Below are 18,459 nucleotides of genomic sequence, written 5' to 3' on the forward strand. Positions count from 1 at the left end.
AAATGTCCGCTTCTGGCGCAAAGCGGACATGCTTGGTCTAGCGCAAGATGCGCGACGATATCTCCTCCTCTCGGTTCTTCAGAATCCCAAATAGTGAGGCGCGCAAGGCGCCCGAGCTAGTTCGTACGGCAATGCCTTGTTCGGTCAGGAAGGCTCGAATCTGGCTGGTCGTCGCTGTTCGGCGCGAGACCAATCGGGAACGAGCCCGATGACTGGTTTGATTCTGGCGCATACAAATCATGCTTGGTACGTCGACGCTTGAGCGAGCTGAAGCAGTTCGGCCGCAGACGCTCAGATACGTCGGTCATCAGTGTCCATGCGTAGTCCTCGATCTGGAGAACGGACCTGACTTCGTCGTCCCAACCGCAGAGCACAATCTCCATCTGCGAAAACCCGCCATTGTCGGCGGCAAACGCCGTTGCTGCTGCTTCCACTGACTCGGCGATGTCACTCGTGCTGCCTGCAAAGATGTCCCTGACCACGACTGTGATCAGCCCGCGGCCGCTGGCGGCGCCTTTCATGACGAGGTGAGCTTCCGGAGCCTGATGGCGTTCGAACCTGCGCCCCAACTGCATTTGCTCAGCGAATTTTTCCAATGGATGATCGTCATTGTTACAGGCATGAGCGAGGATCGTGCTGTCGGCGCGTGGCTTCACGTCATCCTTTTGCCAGTAGGTGTTCGGCAGCCAGGCGGTTTCGATCTCCCGCTGCGCATTTGTGAGCGCCCATGCCTGATCCAGCAGAAAGGACTCCGGCAGATTGGAGTGGCTGCAGGTGAGGCGCCGCCAGATGTCGAGCAGCGCTTGGGCGCGCTCGGTCTGATGGAAGAACAGCGCGCCAGTATTCATCACCCCATTCGGGCGGCGGTTGACCGCGAAGTCACAGCCCAGCGCCTGCGGAAGCAGTGGATGATTGGCGAGCTGCGCCCGAGCGTCGATCCAGAACACCGGTCGACATGCCTGACTCCACTGCTCGATGATGAAATCGACTTTCGACGTGCCTTGCCGGGCGGTGCTGCAGCTCGGTGATATCTGCGTTATGACGTGATCGAGGCCCAACCGCTTCAGATCTGCGGTAAGGCCGGCATCCTTGCCTTGAATGTCTGAACTCTCGAATGACGAGATGAAAAGCGCATCCTGCTTTCGATATAATCCCGTCGGTACCGCGAGCGGCTTGACGCCACCCCACCACACCTGGTGCGGCGCATCCGCACCCTCGGCGCCGAGTGACCCGTGTGCGTGTAGTTTCGACTTCAGGCCGTCGAAGGCTGGGCTCTCACCAACTGGCAAAATGACGATTGCATTCTCGTGCAGGGATTCGATCAGCGCCTGAACGCGCACAGCGTGGGTCGCTTCGAACACAATCACCGCAGCGCCAGGCTGAGATACGGCACTAACGCCATCCCAGTCGACAATGTCATGGCACCGGCTCGCTACCTGACGCAAGCGTGCAAGTTGAAGCGCGCCCAGTCGCGGCGCGCGTGCATGCTGCCGGAGGATATCGTCCAAGCTGTTGTTCATCGCCGCCTGTCTCGTTCGTTTGGATGCTTTGACTGATACGAACGAGCGGCCGTCGTCAGGCGGATATCTCTGCGATGCGTCGGCACAATATGCTTCTATGTGTTTCAGGTCGGTACGATTTGTTTCTGCTGTGTGTATCGTCATTGCGCGTGCGCATTGAATGCACGCGATCAATGTTCTGAAACAAAAAAGATCGCGATGCGTCGTAGATGAGCGCTGCGTGTAAACGTTTTTTCTTTTTCCGACGACGCAGTCCGCTATTTTCAAATTTCGATTCGGCAAGAATTTCCCAGTGAAGGCGTGACGTTGTCCGCTGTCGAAGCCATCACTGCAAAGTTGCCGGCATCGGTGTTCGATTGCTGAGTGATGTCGTCTCGCCGCAGATGTTGTCGTTGAGTGCGTAAGAATTCTTTGCATCACTCGCTGCAGTCGATGCGATTTCTCGAGATGCTTTGATGACTCTTTCCCATCAGACCCGACGTGGCCGCAACAGCCAGTGTAGAAATTTCTGCCTAGTTCTAGGCAGCTTCTTCCCATCAAGTATTTGTAAAATAAGCAAAATTCATCGCCTGATCGTCGCGCGTCTCCCGTTCAAGAGTGAGAGGTTGACCAGAACGGCCGCTTGTCGGCGGAGAAATGGGAGAAGGGCATGACGTACGCGCTCCAGATTGCAGACGCTGTCGAAACAATGCCGGCGCAGATCGAAGCTGCGGAGGATTCTCAGATGCTCGACGCGTGCGAGCCCGCGGGCGATAGTGACGACGAGCTTCTGGATAGACTAGCCGCAAATGACGAGATGGCATTCAGATGTCTTGTCGAACGTCATATCGATCGTGCGTTTGGCATTGCGCTTCGGCTCCTGGGTAGTCGTGCCGATGCCGAGGATGTGGTGCAGGACACGATGCTGAAGGTCTGGACGCATCGCGGGCAATGGGAGCACGGCCGCGCAAAATTCTCGACATGGCTCTACCGCGTTGTCACCAATCGCTGCATCGATCTGCATCGTCGGCCACGCACCGATAATGTCGATTCCGTACCAGAGCCAGCCGACATCAAGCCCGATGCGTTTAGCACGATGCAGCGTGATGAGGTGGCTAAATTGCTGGAGACGGCGATGCAGCGCCTGCCTGAGCAGCAGCGTGTCGCGGTGATCCTGTCCTACCATGAGAACATGAGCAATGGCGACATCGCCGAAGTCATGAACACGACGGTGTCCGCGGTCGAGTCGCTGCTCAAGCGCGGGCGGCAGCAGCTGCGTGAAATCCTGCGCCGCCACGAGCCAGACATCCTGCACTCGTTAAGCGATTGCTAACTATAAATCTCCTGTCTCGAAATAAACCGCGCCTGAATTGTGAGGGCAATTCCGTTTAGCGAATGGACGGGGGCTGGCCTGCGTCCAGAGGTCCCCGATCGGTCCGCATCCGCGGCCACATTCAAAGGAGCAATTTAATGCCCGTTATTTCAACCAACACCGCGGCCAATTCTGCAGTTCGTTACCTGAATATCAATTCGTCGCAGATGTCGAGCTCACTCTCCAAGCTGTCGAGCGGCTCGAAGATCACCCAGGCATCCGACGACGCCGCTGGCCTCGCGATTTCGACGCGCATTTCATCCGACGTCACCACGCTGCAGCAGGCTGCAACCAACGCCTCGCAGGCGACCTCGATCCTGCAGACAGCCGACGGCGGCGCCTCGAATATCAGCGACATTCTCTCGCGTATGAAGTCGCTGGCGTCTCAGTCCTCCTCGGCAACGGTGACTGACAGCAGCCGCGCCTATCTCAATTCGGAATTTACCGCATTGAGCGATCAGATCGACAGCATTGCGACTGGCACGCGCTATAGCGGGCAGAGCCTGCTGGATGGCACCAGCGCATTCGCTGCGGGCGCGTCCGTCCTGGTTGGCTCGACGTCGGCCGATACGATCACCGTGAAGCTCAGCGATCTGAAGTCAGCGACGCTGGGTGTCGATACGCTCGACGTCAGTACGCAGGCCGGCGCCACTGCGGCCATCGACGCGCTCGACACTGCGATCGATACGGTCTCGGCCGCTCGCGCGACGATCGGTGCGCAGGAATCGCGCTTCAACTTCAGCGCCAGCTCGATCTCGACGCAGTCCCAGAACCTGCAGGCCGCCAATTCTGCGATCACGGACGTCGATATTGCAGCCGAGCAGGCCAAGCTGTCGTCGTCGCAGGTCAAGGTTCAGGCCGCGGTCGCTGCGGAATCCTCCGCGAACCAGATGCCGCAGTATCTGCTGAAGCTGCTCGGTTAAGGCGTAGAAACGCGGGCCGGCGGCAGCGCTGGCCCCGCCCCTCGTGCAGGAGAGTAAGGTGGCATGGCGACGGTGACGAGCTCGACTTCCGCGGCGGCAACCGCGGCCTTGGCGACGACCACGTCCGGCACGAAGACAACGACCAGCGTCGATTGGGATGCCTTGATCGAGGCGCAGGTTGCGACCAAGATCGCAGCGGCGACCACTATCCAGACCAGTATCACCGCCAACGAAGCCAAGATCTCGGCCTATCAGCAGTTGCAGACGCTGCTGACGACGCTGACGACCGACACGACCTCGCTCTCCAAATCGATCGTCAATTCATTGTCGTCGAGCGCCTATGGGGCAAGATCGGCGACCATTACGTCCACTGGCGACGTCAGCGCCAGCTCCGCCGTCTCGATGGCCATCAGCAACGGGGCGGCGACCGGCGATCACACGCTCACGGTGACCCAGATCGCCACCGCGCACAAAGTGATTGGCACCGCCGTCGCCGACAAGAGCGCAGATCTCGGTCTGACCGGCACTTTTTCGATCGGCCTGGAAGGCGGCACCAGTGCCGATATCTCGGTCACCAGCGGGATGACGCTGGAAGATCTCGTCGATACGATCAACGCACAGACGTCCACGACGAACGTCCAGGCCTCGATCATCCAGATCTCGAGCAATCAGTACGAGATGATCCTGTCTGCAACCAAGGACAATGCGGATATCACCACCGGTGTCGTGTCGGGCGACGATGTGCTTACGACCCTAGGTGTGACAGATGGTTCCGGCGCGTTCACCGACGTGCTGCAGGAATCGCAACCCACAATTTTCAGCGTCGACGGCATTACCCTGACGCGCGACACCAACAACATCACTGACGTACTGAGCGGCGTCTCCTTTAGTCTGCTGCAAAGCACGCCATCGGGATCGACGGTCAAGATCAGCGTCGATGTCGACACGAGTTCGATCCAGACCACGCTGGAGCAATTCGTAACATCCTATAATGCTGTACGGGACTACGTAACCTCGCAGCAGACTTTGTCGTCGAGCGGAACCGCAGATTCGAGCGCAGTGTTGTTCGGCGATGGCACTATGCGCAGCGTCATGACGCAGATGGAGCAGGTCCTGAACTCCATCGTCGGGAATCTGTCGATGAGCGATCTCGGCCTGTCGTTCTCAGACACGAACGATCTTGTGCTCGATACGAGCGCGCTCGCCACAACCCTGGCCGACAATCTTGACGGTGTCATCGCACTCCTCGCCACCAGGACCACGAGTTCGTCGGCGGCGCTCGCGGTTGTCAATACAAGTTCATCGCCGCCATCGTCCTTCGTGATGGATATTGCGGTCGATAGTTCCGGTGCATTGTCGGTCTCGGTGGGGGGAGACAGTTCGCTGTTTACCGTGTCCGGCCGGACGATCATCGGCAAGGCCGGCACGATCTATTCCGGCATGGCCTTCAGCTACAGCAGTACGTCATCGGCATCGGTGACCGTCACGTCGACCATCGGGATTGCGGCGCAGATCAACGCGATCGCGAGTGCCGCATCGAACAAGACCAGCGGTTCACTGCAGGATCTGATCACTAATTTGCAATTCCAGGATGACCGGATGCAGCAGCAGATCGATGACATCAATGAGCGCGCCGCGATCTATCGTACAATGCTGACCACCCAATACGCCAAATATCAGTCGGCGATCTCGTCGGCCAATTCCACACTGGATTATCTGTCAGCCCTTCTCAACGCGTCGAGTGATTAGTCATGCAGCATCAAGCGAATTTTCAGGCCGCCCAGGCCTATCGACAGGCGGCGGTCGCGGTGCCGCCGTTGCGGGCGGTGGTCATGATGATCGATGGGGCGATTATCGCATTGCAGAAATCGGTGACGGCGTCCGAGGAGAAGAAATTCGAGGAGAGCCACGATCTGATGATTCGGGCGACCGCCATCCTGCGCGGGCTGAGCCACAATCTGAATTTCGATCGGGGAGGCGAGGTCGCGGTGGGCCTGCACGCCACCTATCATACGCTGATCATGGCCTGCCTGCGGTCGTTCGGGCAGCCGAACGCGGCGCAGTGCTATGGCCGGATCATTGCGAGCCTGACCGAGCTTCGTGACGCCTGGATTGTCGTCGCCCGGGGTGTCGCGAAGCCCGTCTGACCGGACCGATACCGGCGGGCAGGGTGAATTCATTACACCTGCAGAGTTTAGGATTTTTCGACGTCTTTTTGTGGTTGAAAAGTCGGGGCAGCATTGCCTCGCAACTCGGTCTGTCTTAGGACGCTGGCGTGCCAGTCCGAACGAGGGCTGACATGCAACGTACGATCAAGTGCGTGCCGGGCGAGTTTCCAGAATGGATATTCCCGAGTTTGAAGACCTGCTGGGTCGGCACGGTGAAGACGTGTCAACCTGGCCAGATAACCGGCGGGACGCAGCGCTCGCATTGCTGCGGACGTCGGAGCAGGCGCGCGCGGCGATGGCCGAGGTGGAATTGCTGCGTCGTTCCCTGCCGTCGGGCGCCGTTCGCGCTCCGGAGGGTCTGGTAGACCGGATCATGCAGAAAGCCAGGCAATCTGATGTGGTTCCCGCGAAGCCGACAACCAAGCCTGACAGCAAGTAGCTGACGCTTCCGTTACGGTCGCTCTAATCCCGCCAGTGCCCGCGGACAATCCCGTGTGCGACTGCTTCCCGTTTCAGCCTCCGTAAAATTCTGGCGGTTGCCCCGGCGGGCAATTTTTGCCGTGCATTGGCCTCGGTGACCCACGTCTAGAGCTTTGAAAAACACCTGCGGCACAGCGCTTTCTTGCAATGGGGCGCGATGGCTCACGGGTGGGAGCGGCCTGCAAAGAATCTTTGCCTGAACGGCCGAGACGACCCGTTTCAATAGGGAACGGACTTCACGAGCACTTTTCCTATCCACGCAATCCCGCAGCGCCGCGCGCGCGGATATCGCCGGAGCGCGCCATGACTGTAGCTGCAACGACGTCAACCACGACCACGACAGCCTCGACGGCGTCGTCTTCGTCGGTGACCTCGGCCATCTCGTCGCAACAGTTCCTGAGCCTGCTCGTGACCGAGTTGCAGAACCAGAATCCGCTCGACCCAACCAATTCGACCGACTTCATCAATCAGCTGACGTCCTACGCCAACTTCGATCAGCAGCAGACGCTGAACAGCAATATGAGCACGCTGGTGTCGTCTCTCAACAGCCTGCTCACGTTGAATTCGTCGAACTATATCGGCCAGACCGTTACCGCCAAAACCGACACCGGCACGTTGAAGGATGGCCAGATCTCGTTCGGTTATTCGCTAGAGTCCGCCGCCTCCGACGTCACGCTGAGCGTCAAGGATTCATCCGGCAACACGGTGTGGACCGGCAGCGGAACGACGACCTCCGGCACCAACAGCTTCATCTGGGACGGTACGACGACGGACGGCACCCAGCTGACCGACGGTGGCCAGTACACGCTCAACGTCTCGGCCACCGATAGCACTGGGCAGTCTGTCTACGGCTACACGACCGTCACCGGAAAGGTGACCTCGATCGACAACTCGTCGGGCACTCCGATGCTCAATATCGGGAGCACGTCCGTGAGCACCAGCAACGTCATCGGCGTCACTTCTTAAGTTCACTCTGGAGTACTGATTATGAGTCTTTCCGGCGCGCTGTCTTCAGCCATCTCCGCTCTTAACGCTCAGAGCTCGGCTCTGGCGATGATTTCCGACAACATCGCAAACTCATCGACGGTCGGCTACAAGACGACGTCGGCATCGTTCGAGTCTCTGGTGACGGGGTCGTCGAGCGCATCGGCCTATTCGTCCGGCGGCGTGACGACGCTCTCGAAGTCCAATATCACGACGCAGGGCCTGCTGACGACAACATCGACCTCTACCAACATCGCGATCCAGGGCAACGGCTTCTTTCCGGTAACGACGTCGCTGACCGGCGGCTCGACGCTCTACACGCGCAACGGCGGGTTCACGACGGACTCCGATGGCTATCTCGTCAATAACGGTGCCTATCTTCTGGGTTGGCGCACTGATGCGGCCGGCAATGTGCTTGGCAGCGCCAGCAGCGGAAATCTCACGGCAATCGACACGAGCGTGGCGCAAACCAGCGGCAGCGCGACGGCGACGACCACCTTCTCGGCCAATCTGCCGGCGGATGCCGCGGTCGGCGATACGTTTACGACGTCAATGTCGGCCTATGACTCGCTGGGAACCTCGAGCTCGATCCAGGTCACCTGGGCAAAGACCGCGGACAATACCTGGAGCGCCAGCTTCGGCCAGCCGACATTGTCGTCGGATTCGACGACGACAACCGCGGCGACACCGACCAGCACTGTGTCGGTTTCTTTCAATACCGACGGTTCGCTGGCCAGTACCAATCCCAGTCCGGCAACGCTGGCGATCACTGGCTGGACCACAGGGGCGGCGGACAGCAACATTACGCTCAACCTCGGCACCGTAGGTGGCACCGATGGGCTGACTCAATATGCCTCCGGCCTATCCACGCCTGCGGTCAATATTACCCGCATCGAGTCCGATGGTCTGGCGTTCGGAAAGCTGAGCAACATCTCGGTCGGCGACAGCGGCATCGTCAACGCCACATATTCGAACGGCCAGACCATCGCGATCTACAAGATCCCGGTGGCGACCTTTGCCGCTGCCGATCAGTTGGAAGCCCAGAGCAACGGGCTCTATTCGGCGACGGCAGAATCGGGAACGGCTGCGTTGCAGGAATCCGGCACCAATGGCGCCGGCACCATTTTTGGCAGTGAGCTGGAATCCAGTACCACCGATACCAACGAGCAGTTCAGCAGCATGATCTCCGCGCAGCAGGCCTATTCGGCCGCGTCGCAGGTGATCACTGCCGTCAACAAGATGTTCGATACCCTGATCTCCAGCATGAGATGACCGCGATGGTGGCCGAGGCCGACGACGACGCGCTAATGCGGCGACTTGACCGGTTGCTAGCTGCCGCGCAGCGGATCAATCGCAGCGATCGGCGCATGATCCTGGCGCTGCAAGGCGATCTCAGTACGTTGCGTACCACTTTGCAGCAGCGCCGTGACGCATTGGCGCAGAAACTCAACATCGCTGGCGCGCGCAGCAAAGCGGCGACGGCATATTCACGGATAGCCTCGCTCGGGCGGCACGCCACGGCAGCCGCGCCCCATCCATCGATCACGGAGTAGCCACATGATGACCCGAAGCCCGCCGCTGCAGCCTGCGAGCGCCGATGACGGATCCCGCCTCGAGGATCTGGTCGAACTGATCGAACGCCTGATCGACGTCGTGACCGAAGAGAATATCGCTCTGGCGATGGGGCTGCCGGCCTCGCAGTCGCAGCACACAGCGATCAAGCTGGAGCTTTCGGAGCTGTTCGAGGCCTGGGTCAAGGAAGTCGGTCGCAAGAACATGTTGCTTGGTACTTCCGATCGCCAGTTGCAGGGGCGGGTACTCACCCGGCTCGAACAGCTCAGCGTCGCGATGGACGAGAATGTTATCCGCCTGCGCGCCGCGATCGAGGCCAGCCAGCGCCGCATCGACGCCGTGATGGCCGCGATTCGGGAGCAGATATCCGACAGCGCGCCCTACGGCGCCAACGGTCGCATCAGTGCGCAGTCGGCATCCTACGCACGCAACGTGCGGATCTGAACCAAGCCGTAATATGAGGTCGCCGCCGTGTCGCTGGAGATAGCCCGCAGCATCGCCGTCAGTAGCCTGATGGCCAGTCAGGTCCAGATCAGCGTCGCCTCGTCGAATATTTCGAATGCGGACACCACCGGTTACACGGTCAAGACCGCCAATCAGGTAGCGACCACCAGTGGCGGCGCCGGGACCGGCGTGTCGATCACCGGGATCACCAGTAGCGTCGACAAATTGCTATTCAAGTCCCTGATCTCTGCAACCTCGGAACTCGGCGCGGCTGACACCAACAACGACTATCTCAACCGGCTCCAGGCGCTCTATGGCAGCACGACCGGGGCGGAGGACACCGGAACTTCGATCGCGAACACGCTGGCATCGCTGGAATCCGCCATATCGTCGCTCGTCGGAACAACCAGCAGCGCCTCGCTGCAAGCGAATGTGGTGAGTGCGCTTGATAACCTCGCATCGCAACTGCGCGAGACATCGTCTGGAATTCAGCAGTTGCGCGGGACCGCAGACGCCGCGATTTCCTCCGATGTGGATCAGGTCAATGCTAGCCTGCAGGCCATCGCCAGTCTGAATGCCCAGATCAAGCAGGCAGCGGCTGCGGGGCAATCGACGGGTGACCTCGAGGATCAGCGCAATGTCGCGCTGCAGGCCGTCGCATCGAAGATGAATGTCAGCTATTTCATTTCATCGACGGGGGATATGCAGGTTTATACGGCGTCAGGCCAGACGCTGGTGGACAGCAGCGCGCATCTGCTCAGCTTCACGGCGGCGGCATCCGTTACGGCCAATGCCGGCTACTCAGCCGGTTCGTCCAGCGGGCTCAGCGGCATTTCGGTCAACGGCGTCGACGTCACCGCGCAAATCACATCTGGCGAAGTCGGCTCGTTGCTCAGCCTGCGCGATAGCATCTTGCCTGCAGCGCAGTCGCAGCTCGACCAGCTTGCCAATACGCTGGCAGACACGCTGAATGCCGCAAGCAATCAGGGCACGTCGTTGCCGCCGTCAACGTCGCTGACCGGCACCACGACGGTCACAGCGGCGACTGCGCTGGATGCGACCGGCACGGTCCGCATTGCGGTTGCCGACCAGTCGGGAGGTCTGGTGTCCTATGCCGATCTCGATCTGTCGACTTATGCGACGGTGGGCGACCTGGTCTCGGCCATCAACGGCATTTCCGGTTTGAGCGCATCGATCAATGCCAGCGGGAAGGTGGTGATCACCAGCTCCAGCAGTAGTAACGGGGTCGCGATCAACGAGATGACAAGCGCTGTCGGCAGCAGCGGAATCGGCTTGTCTGATTATCTGGGCCTCAATGACCTCGTGACCGGAACCGGTGCGTCCAACATTGCCGTGCGTAGTGACATCCTGGCAAATTCGGGTTTGTTCGCCGTGTCGGTGCTTGACGCATCGGCCACGCTGACCACGGGCACCAAGGTCCTGACGGCCGGCGTAACCGACGTGGTCGATGCGATTTACTCGGCACTCACGGATTCCCGTACCTTTGGCGCGTCTGGCGGGCTCGGGTCGTCGACCGGTTCGTTTGCGGATTACGCAGCCACGGTCATCGCCAATGTTGCGTCGAAGGCGACGCTCGCGACCACGACCTATACCTCCAAGTCGACGGCACAGTCGTCATTTGCCAGTGCGCTGGCGTCGCAGTCGGGGGTCAATCTCGACGAAGAAACCGCGAAGATCAGCACATTGCAGAATCAGTATACGGCCGCGTCGCAGCTCATGCAGGTCATCAACGAGATGTTCTCGTCGCTGATGACCGCCGTGCAGAGCGCGAGCTGACGGGAGCCGGATTGATGCAGATGCGAGTTGCCACCTTTGCGATCAATGACCAGATGATCGCATCCGCTCTGCGCACGCAAAGCACGATGGCCAATCAGCAGATCCAGGAGGCTTCAGGGCTGATCTCGTCGGATTTTGGCGGGTTGGGGTCTTCGGCGCAGCAGGTGCTCAACCTGCAGGTTTCGGTGACCCGGGCGCAGTCCTATATCGATGCCGCCACGCAGACCAACAGCAAAATCCAGGTGATGTATTCGGCCGTCAATTCGATGTCCGATCTGGTGACGCAGTTCCGGACCTTGTTGACCAGCGCATCGAGCGCTTCGAGCACGGATGCGGCCAGCGTGACAGAGACCGCCAAGAATATGTTGGAACAGATGGCATCACTGCTCAACACGCAATATAATGGCGGCTATCTGTTCGGCGGTTCTGCCACCAAAACCGAGCCGGTGGATATATCGAGTGCGACCTATGCCGCGGCATCGTCGCCGTCCACCGCAGACACCAGCTATTATCAGGGCGACAGCCAACTCGGCGCTGTACGCGTCTCGGACAACCAGACGGTCTCTTACGGCGTCACGGCGGGCAATACCGCTTTCGAGCAGATTATGCGCGCGATGAATCTGGTGGCGAACAATTCGCCACTCCCGACCGACACGCTCAATGAGGCGCTCGATCTGGCGGTCGATTCGATCGACAAGCTTGGCGTGGTGCAGACGCGAATATCCAATGCATCGGCCTCGATCGAGCGGGCCAGCGCCTACCAGACCGAGTATCAATCCTATGCCCAGACGCTCGGCAGCGATCTTACCAGTGTCGATGTTGCAGCGGTCACCGCCAAACTGTCGACCTATCAGGCGCAACTCACGGCATCCTACGCCGCAATTGCCAAGCTTCAGAGTCTGAACCTAGCGAGCTATCTGCGATGATCTGGACACGAGCGGGACCCTAAGTGCGTCAAGTTGTGTGCCGACGTCAGGAGTCCGGGATGGATCGCGACTTCATTATTCCACTGCCGGTGAGCGCCACCGCGCTACTGCTGTGCGCGACATCCGCTTTGTGGCGCCGTGGCTGTTGATACGTCTCGGCACGGTGAGGGCAGAGTTCTCGACGCTGCCTTACGGGAAAGTCGCTGATGGTATTTTCCGCTCTGCCGCGATCCTCAAGTTCAACAGCGAGAAGCGCATGCCCAACAGGTTGGGCTCGGGAGAGAGCAAGTCGATAAAGTCGGCGACGGGCAGTGGCCTTCTACGGTGGGTCTTGGACTGATGTCTGCTTTTGGCGCGAAGTCGACATTTAGCGTAAGTGTCTATTCGTTGGTCGCTCGTAGGGAGCGACGTGGGGGGACGGGTTGGCATCGGAGCCGACTCGATGCCTGTCTGGAACAAAGGTCAAATTGTTGGCCAGAAACTGCCGCTCAAACCGAGAGAGGTTTGGGGGATAAGAACGAGATTGGAAGTTGCCTCCAATCTCCGAGAGCTTGCCCTCTTTAATCTCGCAATCGACAGTAAGCTCCGCGCGTGCGATCTGACATGCATAAGAGTTCGAGACCTGATGATCTCCGGCTTATTGTGGAGTCGGGCAACGGTTATTCAAAAGAAAACGGGGCGCCCGGTCCATTTTGAGGTATCGGAGCAGACAAAGAGCAGGCCGATGCCTCAGACTCCGTCATTGCGAGTAGCTGTTGTCGCGGACATCCGGTAGATCCGTTCGCCCAGCCTCATCCGCCGTTGGATGCCGCGCGCTGGCGCAGCAGCTTGACGAAGGCTTCCGCAGGCGGTGAGAGCACGAGACCGCGTCGCTGGTAGATGTAGTAGCGACGGTTGACTTCCGGGGCGCGGAGCTTGATGAAGCGCACGTCGAAATTCGCTGCGAAGATCTGCCCGTAGTCCGGAACGGCGGCAAGGCCGGTGCCAACACCCACCAGCGCCAGCGCGGTGGTGAGATATTGCACCTCGACGGCGGTCTGCATCGACAGTGAGCGATCGTGCTCGTGCAGCAGGCGTTCCAGATGCCGATTGAACTCGCTGGAGTAAATCACCCAGCGCGCGTCGCGCAGTTTTTTCCAGGAGACTGCCTGTTGGCGCGCCAGCGGATGGCGCGCCGCGCAGACCAGACGGATCGGCACATCCATCAGGAACGAACTGGTGACATCATCGCCGGTGGCGCGCTCGGGGCCGACACCCAGTTCCGCCTCGCCCCGGCGCACGATGCTCACCACCTCATCCGCCATCGCGTCGGTCACGCGCAGGCCGACATCGGGATGAGCCTGTTCGAATTCGCCCAGCGCCGCCGCGACCCACGTACATGCCAGCATCTGCGGGGCGGCCACGCGTAGCAGACCGGTACGCAGCAGGCGAAGGTCCGAGGCGCCCTCGGCGATCTGCTGAACGTCATCCAGGATGCGGCGCGCAAAAGGCAGCAATTGCTGGCCGGCGGCGGTTAGCAGCACGACCGCGCCACGGTCAAACAGCTTCAGGTGGAGGGTCTCCTCGAGCTGCTGGACCAGCATGCTGACAGCCGATTGCGTCAGGTTGATCTGCCGCGCGGCCATCGTGAAGCTGCCGGCCCGCGCGACCGCGGCGAAGGCGCGCATCTGGCGCAGGCTGAGATTGGAGAGAACGTCGGGCCGCATAGGAGTCTCCCGCTGGCGTGGTTCGGGTATCAGAAAGCCTGATGAGAGTATTAGAAGAATTCGCTTGTGTGATGGGGGAATTATTTTCCAGAATTCGTCCCATGCACATTGTCGTCATAGGGACTGGAATCGTTGGCGCCTGCACGGCCGCATGGCTGCAGCGCGACGGACACACGGTGACCTTCGTCGATCCACTGGAGGCAGGCGAAGCCTGCTCGTTCGGCAATGCGGGCTCGCTATCGCCCAGCGCTTGCTTGCCGGTGGGGATGCCGGGGATGTGGAAGAAGGTCCCGCGCTGGCTGCTGGATCCATTGGGGCCGCTGACGGTGCGCTGGGCCTATGCGCCGCAGGTGGCACCGTGGCTCCTGCGCCTGCTGCATCATTCGTCGCGCGAAGAGGTGACGCGTATCGCCACCGCGCTGCGTACACTGCTGGAGCCGATCTTCGATTGCTACGATCCGCTACTCGCCCATGCCGACGCGCAGGAGCTCGTGCGGCGCAGCGGTTGCCTCTACGTCTTTTCGTCGCGGGAGACCGCAACGCAGTGGTCATGGGGCATGAACCTGCGGCGATCGCTGGGCGTGAAGATGCAGGACGTCGGTCAGGATGAGCTTGAAGCTCTTGAGCCAGACCTCAAGGGACGTTTCCGCTTCGGTATCCTGGCGCCCGAGAACGGCTCCACGTCCGATCCGTCTGCCCTCGTCAAGGTACTTTACAATCGCTGCATCACCGACGGCGCGCGCCACGTCCGCGACCGCGTCCGCGGCTTCGAGCGTCAGGGCAAGCGCGTCACGGCTGTGCTGCTCGAGCGCGGCGAGCCGCTGGCGGCGGATGGCGTGGTGGTGGCGGCCGGTGCATGGTCGGGCGCGTTGGCCGCATCGCTCGACAGCCCGGTGATGCTGGAGACCCAGCGCGGTTACCACGTCACCGTGCAGAGCTCGAACCTGACTTTGCGCCACACCGTGATGGCGGTGGAGCACAATCTGATGGTCAACCCGATGGCCATGGGCCTTCGGCTGGCCGGCACGGTGGAATTCGCCGGCCTGAAAGCTGCGCCCAATATGGCGCGCGCCGATGCGCTTTTGCGTCAGGGGCAGCAGCTGTTCCCGCACCTCGACACGTCGTCCTACACGCGCTGGATGGGTCATCGTCCCTGTCATCCCGATAGTCTGCCCGTGGTTGGTCCGGTCCGCGCGGTCGATAACGCCTGGCTCGCCTTCGGCCACGGCCATATGGGCATGTGCATGGGCGCGGCAACCGGCCGCGAGATTGCGCATCTGGTGGCGGGACGTCCGACGCAGGTGGATCTCACGCCGTTTTCGCCGGAGCGATTCCGTTGAGCCCGTCCTGGTCGCTTGCGGCGGACATGGGCGGCACGTTCATCGATGCAGTGGCCTTGCGAAGCGACGGACAGATCACCTCACTCAAACATCCGCGCGCCGGAGGCCCGCTCGCGGAGACGGTCGTCGAGGCGCTCGATCTATTGCGCGCGCAGGCGGGCATCGCGGCAGGCGATGTCGGACGGGTCGTGCACGGCTCGACCGTCATCACCAACCTGTTGCTGGAGTTGAACGAGCCGCCGGTAGCCCTTGTGCTCACGCGTGGCATGCGCGACGTGCCCGTACTGGCGCGGCAGGACCGCAAGGAGCTCTACGAACCCGTCATCGCGCCAGCCTTGCCCGACGCAAAACTATTTCCGGGGGCGCTGCGTTTCGAAATTGGCGGACGGATCGATGCCGCCGGGCGCGAGGTCGAACCGCTTGACTTGTCGGCGCTGGACGCGATCGCGGATGCGGTGAGCGCAGCCGGTGTGCGCGCCGTGGCTGTCGGCCTGTTGTTCTCGCACCTCAATCCGAACCACGAGCGTGCCGTGCGCGCTGCGCTGCATGCGCGTCTTCCGAGCCTGTATGTCTCACTGTCGAGCGAGGTCGATCCGCAACCGCGGGAGTTCGAGCGATGGCTGACGACCGCGCTGGATGCCTATGCCAAGCCGCTGGCGGGAGATTACCTGCATGCATTGGCCGACGCGTTGACGGCGCGCGGCCTGCCGGCACCGCGCGTGATGCGATCGTCCGGCGGCACCGCGCCCTGGCGCGACCTCGCGGAACAACCGATCGGGCTCGCGATGTCCGGTCCCTGCGCGGCGCTGCAAGGCGTGGCCGCCAGCATCAGCACATGCGCGTCCGGTCCCGCGATCGTCATGGATGTCGGAGGCACCAGCGCCGACATCAGTCTGCTCCTGGAGGGCAGGCCGACATTCACCGATGCGCTGGAATGTGGTGGCTTGCCGATCCGCCAGCGTTGCGTGGACATCACCTCCATCGGCATCGGCGGCGGCAGCGTAGTGTCGGTGCTGCCGGGCGGCGCACTGCGCTTGGGGCCGCGCTCGCAAGGCGCCTGGCCAGGGCCAGCCGCCTTCGGTCTGGGTGGTGATTTGCCGACACTAAGCGATGCATTATGCGTGCTGGATCGTCTGCCGCCGCGATTGGCAGGCGGGATCGTGCTTGACCGTGCGGCGGCCGAGACCGCGCTCGGCGATGTCGCCGGTGCGCTCGGTCTGTCGGTACGTCGAACAGCCGAGGCCATCGTGAGCGCGGCCGCTGCGGAAATGGCAGAAGCGCTCAAGACCCACGCCTTCCAGCGCAACCTCGATCCTGCCAACGCGGTGTTCGTCGCCATCGGCGGCGGCGGCGCACAACACGCGGCCGAAGTGGCCGAAATAGCCGGCATCCGCCGTGTGCTGGTGATGCCGCACGCCAGCGTGATCGCGGCGCTGGGCATGCTGTCCGATCCGGACGAGGGTCCAGTCCATTTGGCGGCGAGCGATCACCTCTGGGATTCGCTGCCGCCGCAAGGCGAAGGGCCGCATGCCCTGTTCGCGTCGATGACCACCGTATGGGTGCCCGCAGGCTGGTCTTGGTGGCTCATGCCGGACCAAACACTGGCGCTGGAGGCGAAGGCCTGATGCCGCCCGCGCACCAGCACGCACCCGATCCAGAGATCGCCCTGCGCATGGAGCCGCTGCGACTGGCGCTGCAAGGCACGGCCGATCGCATGCAGGCCGGCATGATGCGCGCTGCCGTATCGTCCATCGCTCGCGAGGGCGGCGACTGCGCCGCAGCGCTATTCCTGCCGGACGGACGTCTGTTGGCACAGGCCCGCTCGCTACCGCTGTTGCTGGGGTCTTTGATTCCGGCCGTGGCCGGTGTGCTCGCGCGCTTCCCGCTGGCAGCGATGTCCGAGGGAGACGCCTATCTGCTCAATGATCCCTGGTCCGGCGGCACGCATTTGCCCGATCTCGCGCTGGTGCACCCGATCTTCCTCGATGGCGAGGTGATTGCCCTGGCTGCAGCCAATTTGCACCATCAGGATGTGGGCGGCATGGCCGCTGGCTCCATCCCGCCTGACGCCACCGAGGTGTACCAGGAAGGCTTGCGCATTCCTCCGGTGCGCTGGCGCAGCGTCGATGGTGTGCAGCCCGACATTGACGCCATCCTGGTGGCCAATTCGCGCATGCCGGATAATTTGCGCGGTGACCTCGAGGCGCAATGGATTGCGCTGACACAGGGCGCGCGTGAACTGCGGCAGATCGTGCGACACACCGGACCTCGTTTCATGGAGGTCTGCGATGCCTTGCTCGTGCAGACCGAACGCATGACCCGTGCAGCTCTCGCAGCAGCGCCCGATGGCGCGTGGAGCTGGCGCGACCAGCTCGACGGCAGCGACATCGACACCGCACCGGTGACGATTGCCGTGACGTTGCGCAAACAGGACGATGCGCTGGTTATCGACTTCGAAGGAAGTGCGCCGCAGGTCCGTGGACCGCTGAACGCGTCGCCGGCGGCCATGCTGTCTGCAGCCTTGTTCTTCATGCGCACGCTGGCACCTGATGCTCCCAACAATGCGGGCTGCCTGGCGCCGCTGACGCTGAAGCTCCCGCCCGGAAGCCTGGTCAATCCGATGTTGCCGGCGGCAGTCAATGCGCGCACGGCAACCGTAAAGCTGGCCTGCAACGCGATCCTCGGTGCCTGGTCGCAGTCGGCAAGCGGGACGGGCGTGGCGCCACACGCCGGTGTGGCCACTGTCCTCGCGCTCAGCGGCACGCGGATGGACGGGCAACGCTGGATGTTCACCGAGATCATCGCGAGCGGCGCCGGCGCCAGCGTCAACGCGTCTGGCCGCGCCGGCGTTTCCACCGACGTCGGCAACGCCCGGAATACGCCGCTGGAGGTCATCGAGACCGAAGCGCCGCTGCGCGTGGACTGCTACGAGATCCGCCGCGGTAGCGGGGGCGACGGCATGCAACGCGGCGGTGACGGCGTCAGACGCGCCTATCGCCTGCTCGAAGGTGAAGGCTGGATCGCCTATCGCGGCGAGCGTCATGTCGGCCGCGCCCGCGGTGCGCAAGGCGGCGACGCCGGCGCAAATTCGGTGGCCCGGGTTTTGCGTGTGGGCGGAGCGATCGAGTTCTTGCCTGCACGCGCCCGCATCGCGTGGTCCGCAGGCGATGTGCTGATCATCGAAACCGCTGGTGGTGGTGGCTGGGGCTCTCGCTTCAACTGACGCCGACGATCTACTCGCAAGGAGT

Annotated in this window: 16 protein-coding genes; 14 read left to right on the forward strand and 2 right to left on the reverse strand. The window is 61.7% G+C overall.

Features of this window, described 5'->3' with window-relative positions; genetic code table 11:
- Positions 1-116: 116 nt before the first annotated feature.
- Complete coding sequence (locus tag AB8A27_RS03605) at positions 117-1,520, reverse strand: hypothetical protein (RefSeq protein ID WP_441240713.1); 1,404 nt, start codon at positions 1,518-1,520, stop codon at positions 117-119.
- Positions 1,521-2,169: 649 nt separating this feature from the next.
- Here AB8A27_RS03605 and AB8A27_RS03610 point away from each other — a divergent pair.
- From AB8A27_RS03610 to AB8A27_RS03660, 11 genes are all read left to right on the forward strand, one after another.
- Positions 2,170-2,832, forward strand: coding sequence for an RNA polymerase sigma factor (locus AB8A27_RS03610; protein ID WP_441244818.1), 663 nt, complete (start codon positions 2,170-2,172; stop codon positions 2,830-2,832).
- 137 nt (positions 2,833-2,969) lie between these two features.
- Positions 2,970-3,794: a flagellin gene (locus tag AB8A27_RS03615; protein WP_441240714.1), complete on the forward strand. Its 825-nt coding sequence runs from the start codon at positions 2,970-2,972 to the stop codon at positions 3,792-3,794.
- Positions 3,795-3,857: 63 nt separating this feature from the next.
- Positions 3,858-5,543, forward strand: a complete 1,686-nt coding sequence (gene fliD / locus AB8A27_RS03620) for a flagellar filament capping protein FliD (RefSeq protein ID WP_441240715.1) — start codon at positions 3,858-3,860, stop codon at positions 5,541-5,543.
- A 2-nt stretch (positions 5,544-5,545) separates the two neighbouring features.
- On the forward strand, positions 5,546-5,941 hold the full coding sequence (locus tag AB8A27_RS03625) for a flagellar export chaperone FliS (RefSeq protein WP_441240716.1): 396 nt from the start codon (positions 5,546-5,548) through the stop codon (positions 5,939-5,941).
- A 193-nt stretch (positions 5,942-6,134) separates the two neighbouring features.
- Positions 6,135-6,401 (forward strand): hypothetical protein, encoded by a 267-nt coding sequence (locus tag AB8A27_RS03630; RefSeq protein ID WP_441240717.1) that lies wholly within the window; start codon positions 6,135-6,137, stop codon positions 6,399-6,401.
- 344 nt (positions 6,402-6,745) lie between these two features.
- A complete protein-coding gene (locus AB8A27_RS03635; RefSeq protein WP_441240718.1) occupies positions 6,746-7,408 on the forward strand; it encodes a flagellar hook assembly protein FlgD in 663 nt (220 codons plus the stop codon).
- 21 nt (positions 7,409-7,429) lie between these two features.
- Complete coding sequence (gene flgE / locus AB8A27_RS03640) at positions 7,430-8,698, forward strand: flagellar hook protein FlgE (RefSeq protein WP_441240719.1); 1,269 nt, start codon at positions 7,430-7,432, stop codon at positions 8,696-8,698.
- Positions 8,695-8,979: a hypothetical protein gene (locus tag AB8A27_RS03645; protein WP_441240720.1), complete on the forward strand. Its 285-nt coding sequence runs from the start codon at positions 8,695-8,697 to the stop codon at positions 8,977-8,979. Before flgE ends, AB8A27_RS03645 begins: the two co-directional genes overlap by 4 nt.
- 4 nt (positions 8,980-8,983) lie before the next feature.
- Complete coding sequence (locus AB8A27_RS03650; protein ID WP_441240721.1) at positions 8,984-9,442, forward strand: flagellar protein FlgN; 459 nt, start codon at positions 8,984-8,986, stop codon at positions 9,440-9,442.
- Positions 9,443-9,469: 27 nt separating this feature from the next.
- Positions 9,470-11,239 carry a flagellar hook-associated protein FlgK gene (gene flgK / locus AB8A27_RS03655; RefSeq protein ID WP_441240722.1) on the forward strand — a complete coding sequence of 590 codons (1,770 nt, stop codon included), beginning with the start codon at positions 9,470-9,472 and terminating at the stop codon, positions 11,237-11,239.
- Positions 11,240-11,253: 14 nt separating this feature from the next.
- Entirely contained in the window at positions 11,254-12,165 is a 912-nt protein-coding gene (locus AB8A27_RS03660; RefSeq protein ID WP_441240723.1) for a flagellin, read from the forward strand.
- A gap of 791 nt (positions 12,166-12,956) precedes the next feature.
- On the opposite strand, the gene AB8A27_RS03665 is transcribed toward AB8A27_RS03660, so the two are convergent.
- Positions 12,957-13,871 carry a LysR family transcriptional regulator gene (locus tag AB8A27_RS03665; RefSeq protein ID WP_441240724.1) on the reverse strand — a complete coding sequence of 305 codons (915 nt, stop codon included), beginning with the start codon at positions 13,869-13,871 and terminating at the stop codon, positions 12,957-12,959.
- Positions 13,872-13,972: 101 nt separating this feature from the next.
- Here AB8A27_RS03665 and AB8A27_RS03670 point away from each other — a divergent pair, with 101 nt between their 5' ends.
- From AB8A27_RS03670 to AB8A27_RS03680, 3 genes are read left to right on the forward strand one after another with little or no spacing between them, the layout of a single operon-like run.
- Complete coding sequence (locus AB8A27_RS03670; protein ID WP_441240725.1) at positions 13,973-15,211, forward strand: NAD(P)/FAD-dependent oxidoreductase; 1,239 nt, start codon at positions 13,973-13,975, stop codon at positions 15,209-15,211.
- Positions 15,208-16,836 (forward strand): hydantoinase/oxoprolinase family protein, encoded by a 1,629-nt coding sequence (locus AB8A27_RS03675; protein WP_441240726.1) that lies wholly within the window; start codon positions 15,208-15,210, stop codon positions 16,834-16,836. The genes AB8A27_RS03670 and AB8A27_RS03675 overlap by 4 nt, the downstream gene beginning before the upstream one ends.
- Positions 16,836-18,434: a hydantoinase B/oxoprolinase family protein gene (locus tag AB8A27_RS03680; RefSeq protein ID WP_441240727.1), complete on the forward strand. Its 1,599-nt coding sequence runs from the start codon at positions 16,836-16,838 to the stop codon at positions 18,432-18,434. Before AB8A27_RS03675 ends, AB8A27_RS03680 begins: the two co-directional genes overlap by 1 nt.
- Positions 18,435-18,459 lie beyond the last annotated feature (25 nt).

It is taken from the genome of Tardiphaga sp. 768_D3_N2_1 (assembly GCF_052076105.1).
Classification (GTDB): Bacteria; Pseudomonadota; Alphaproteobacteria; order Rhizobiales; family Xanthobacteraceae; genus Tardiphaga.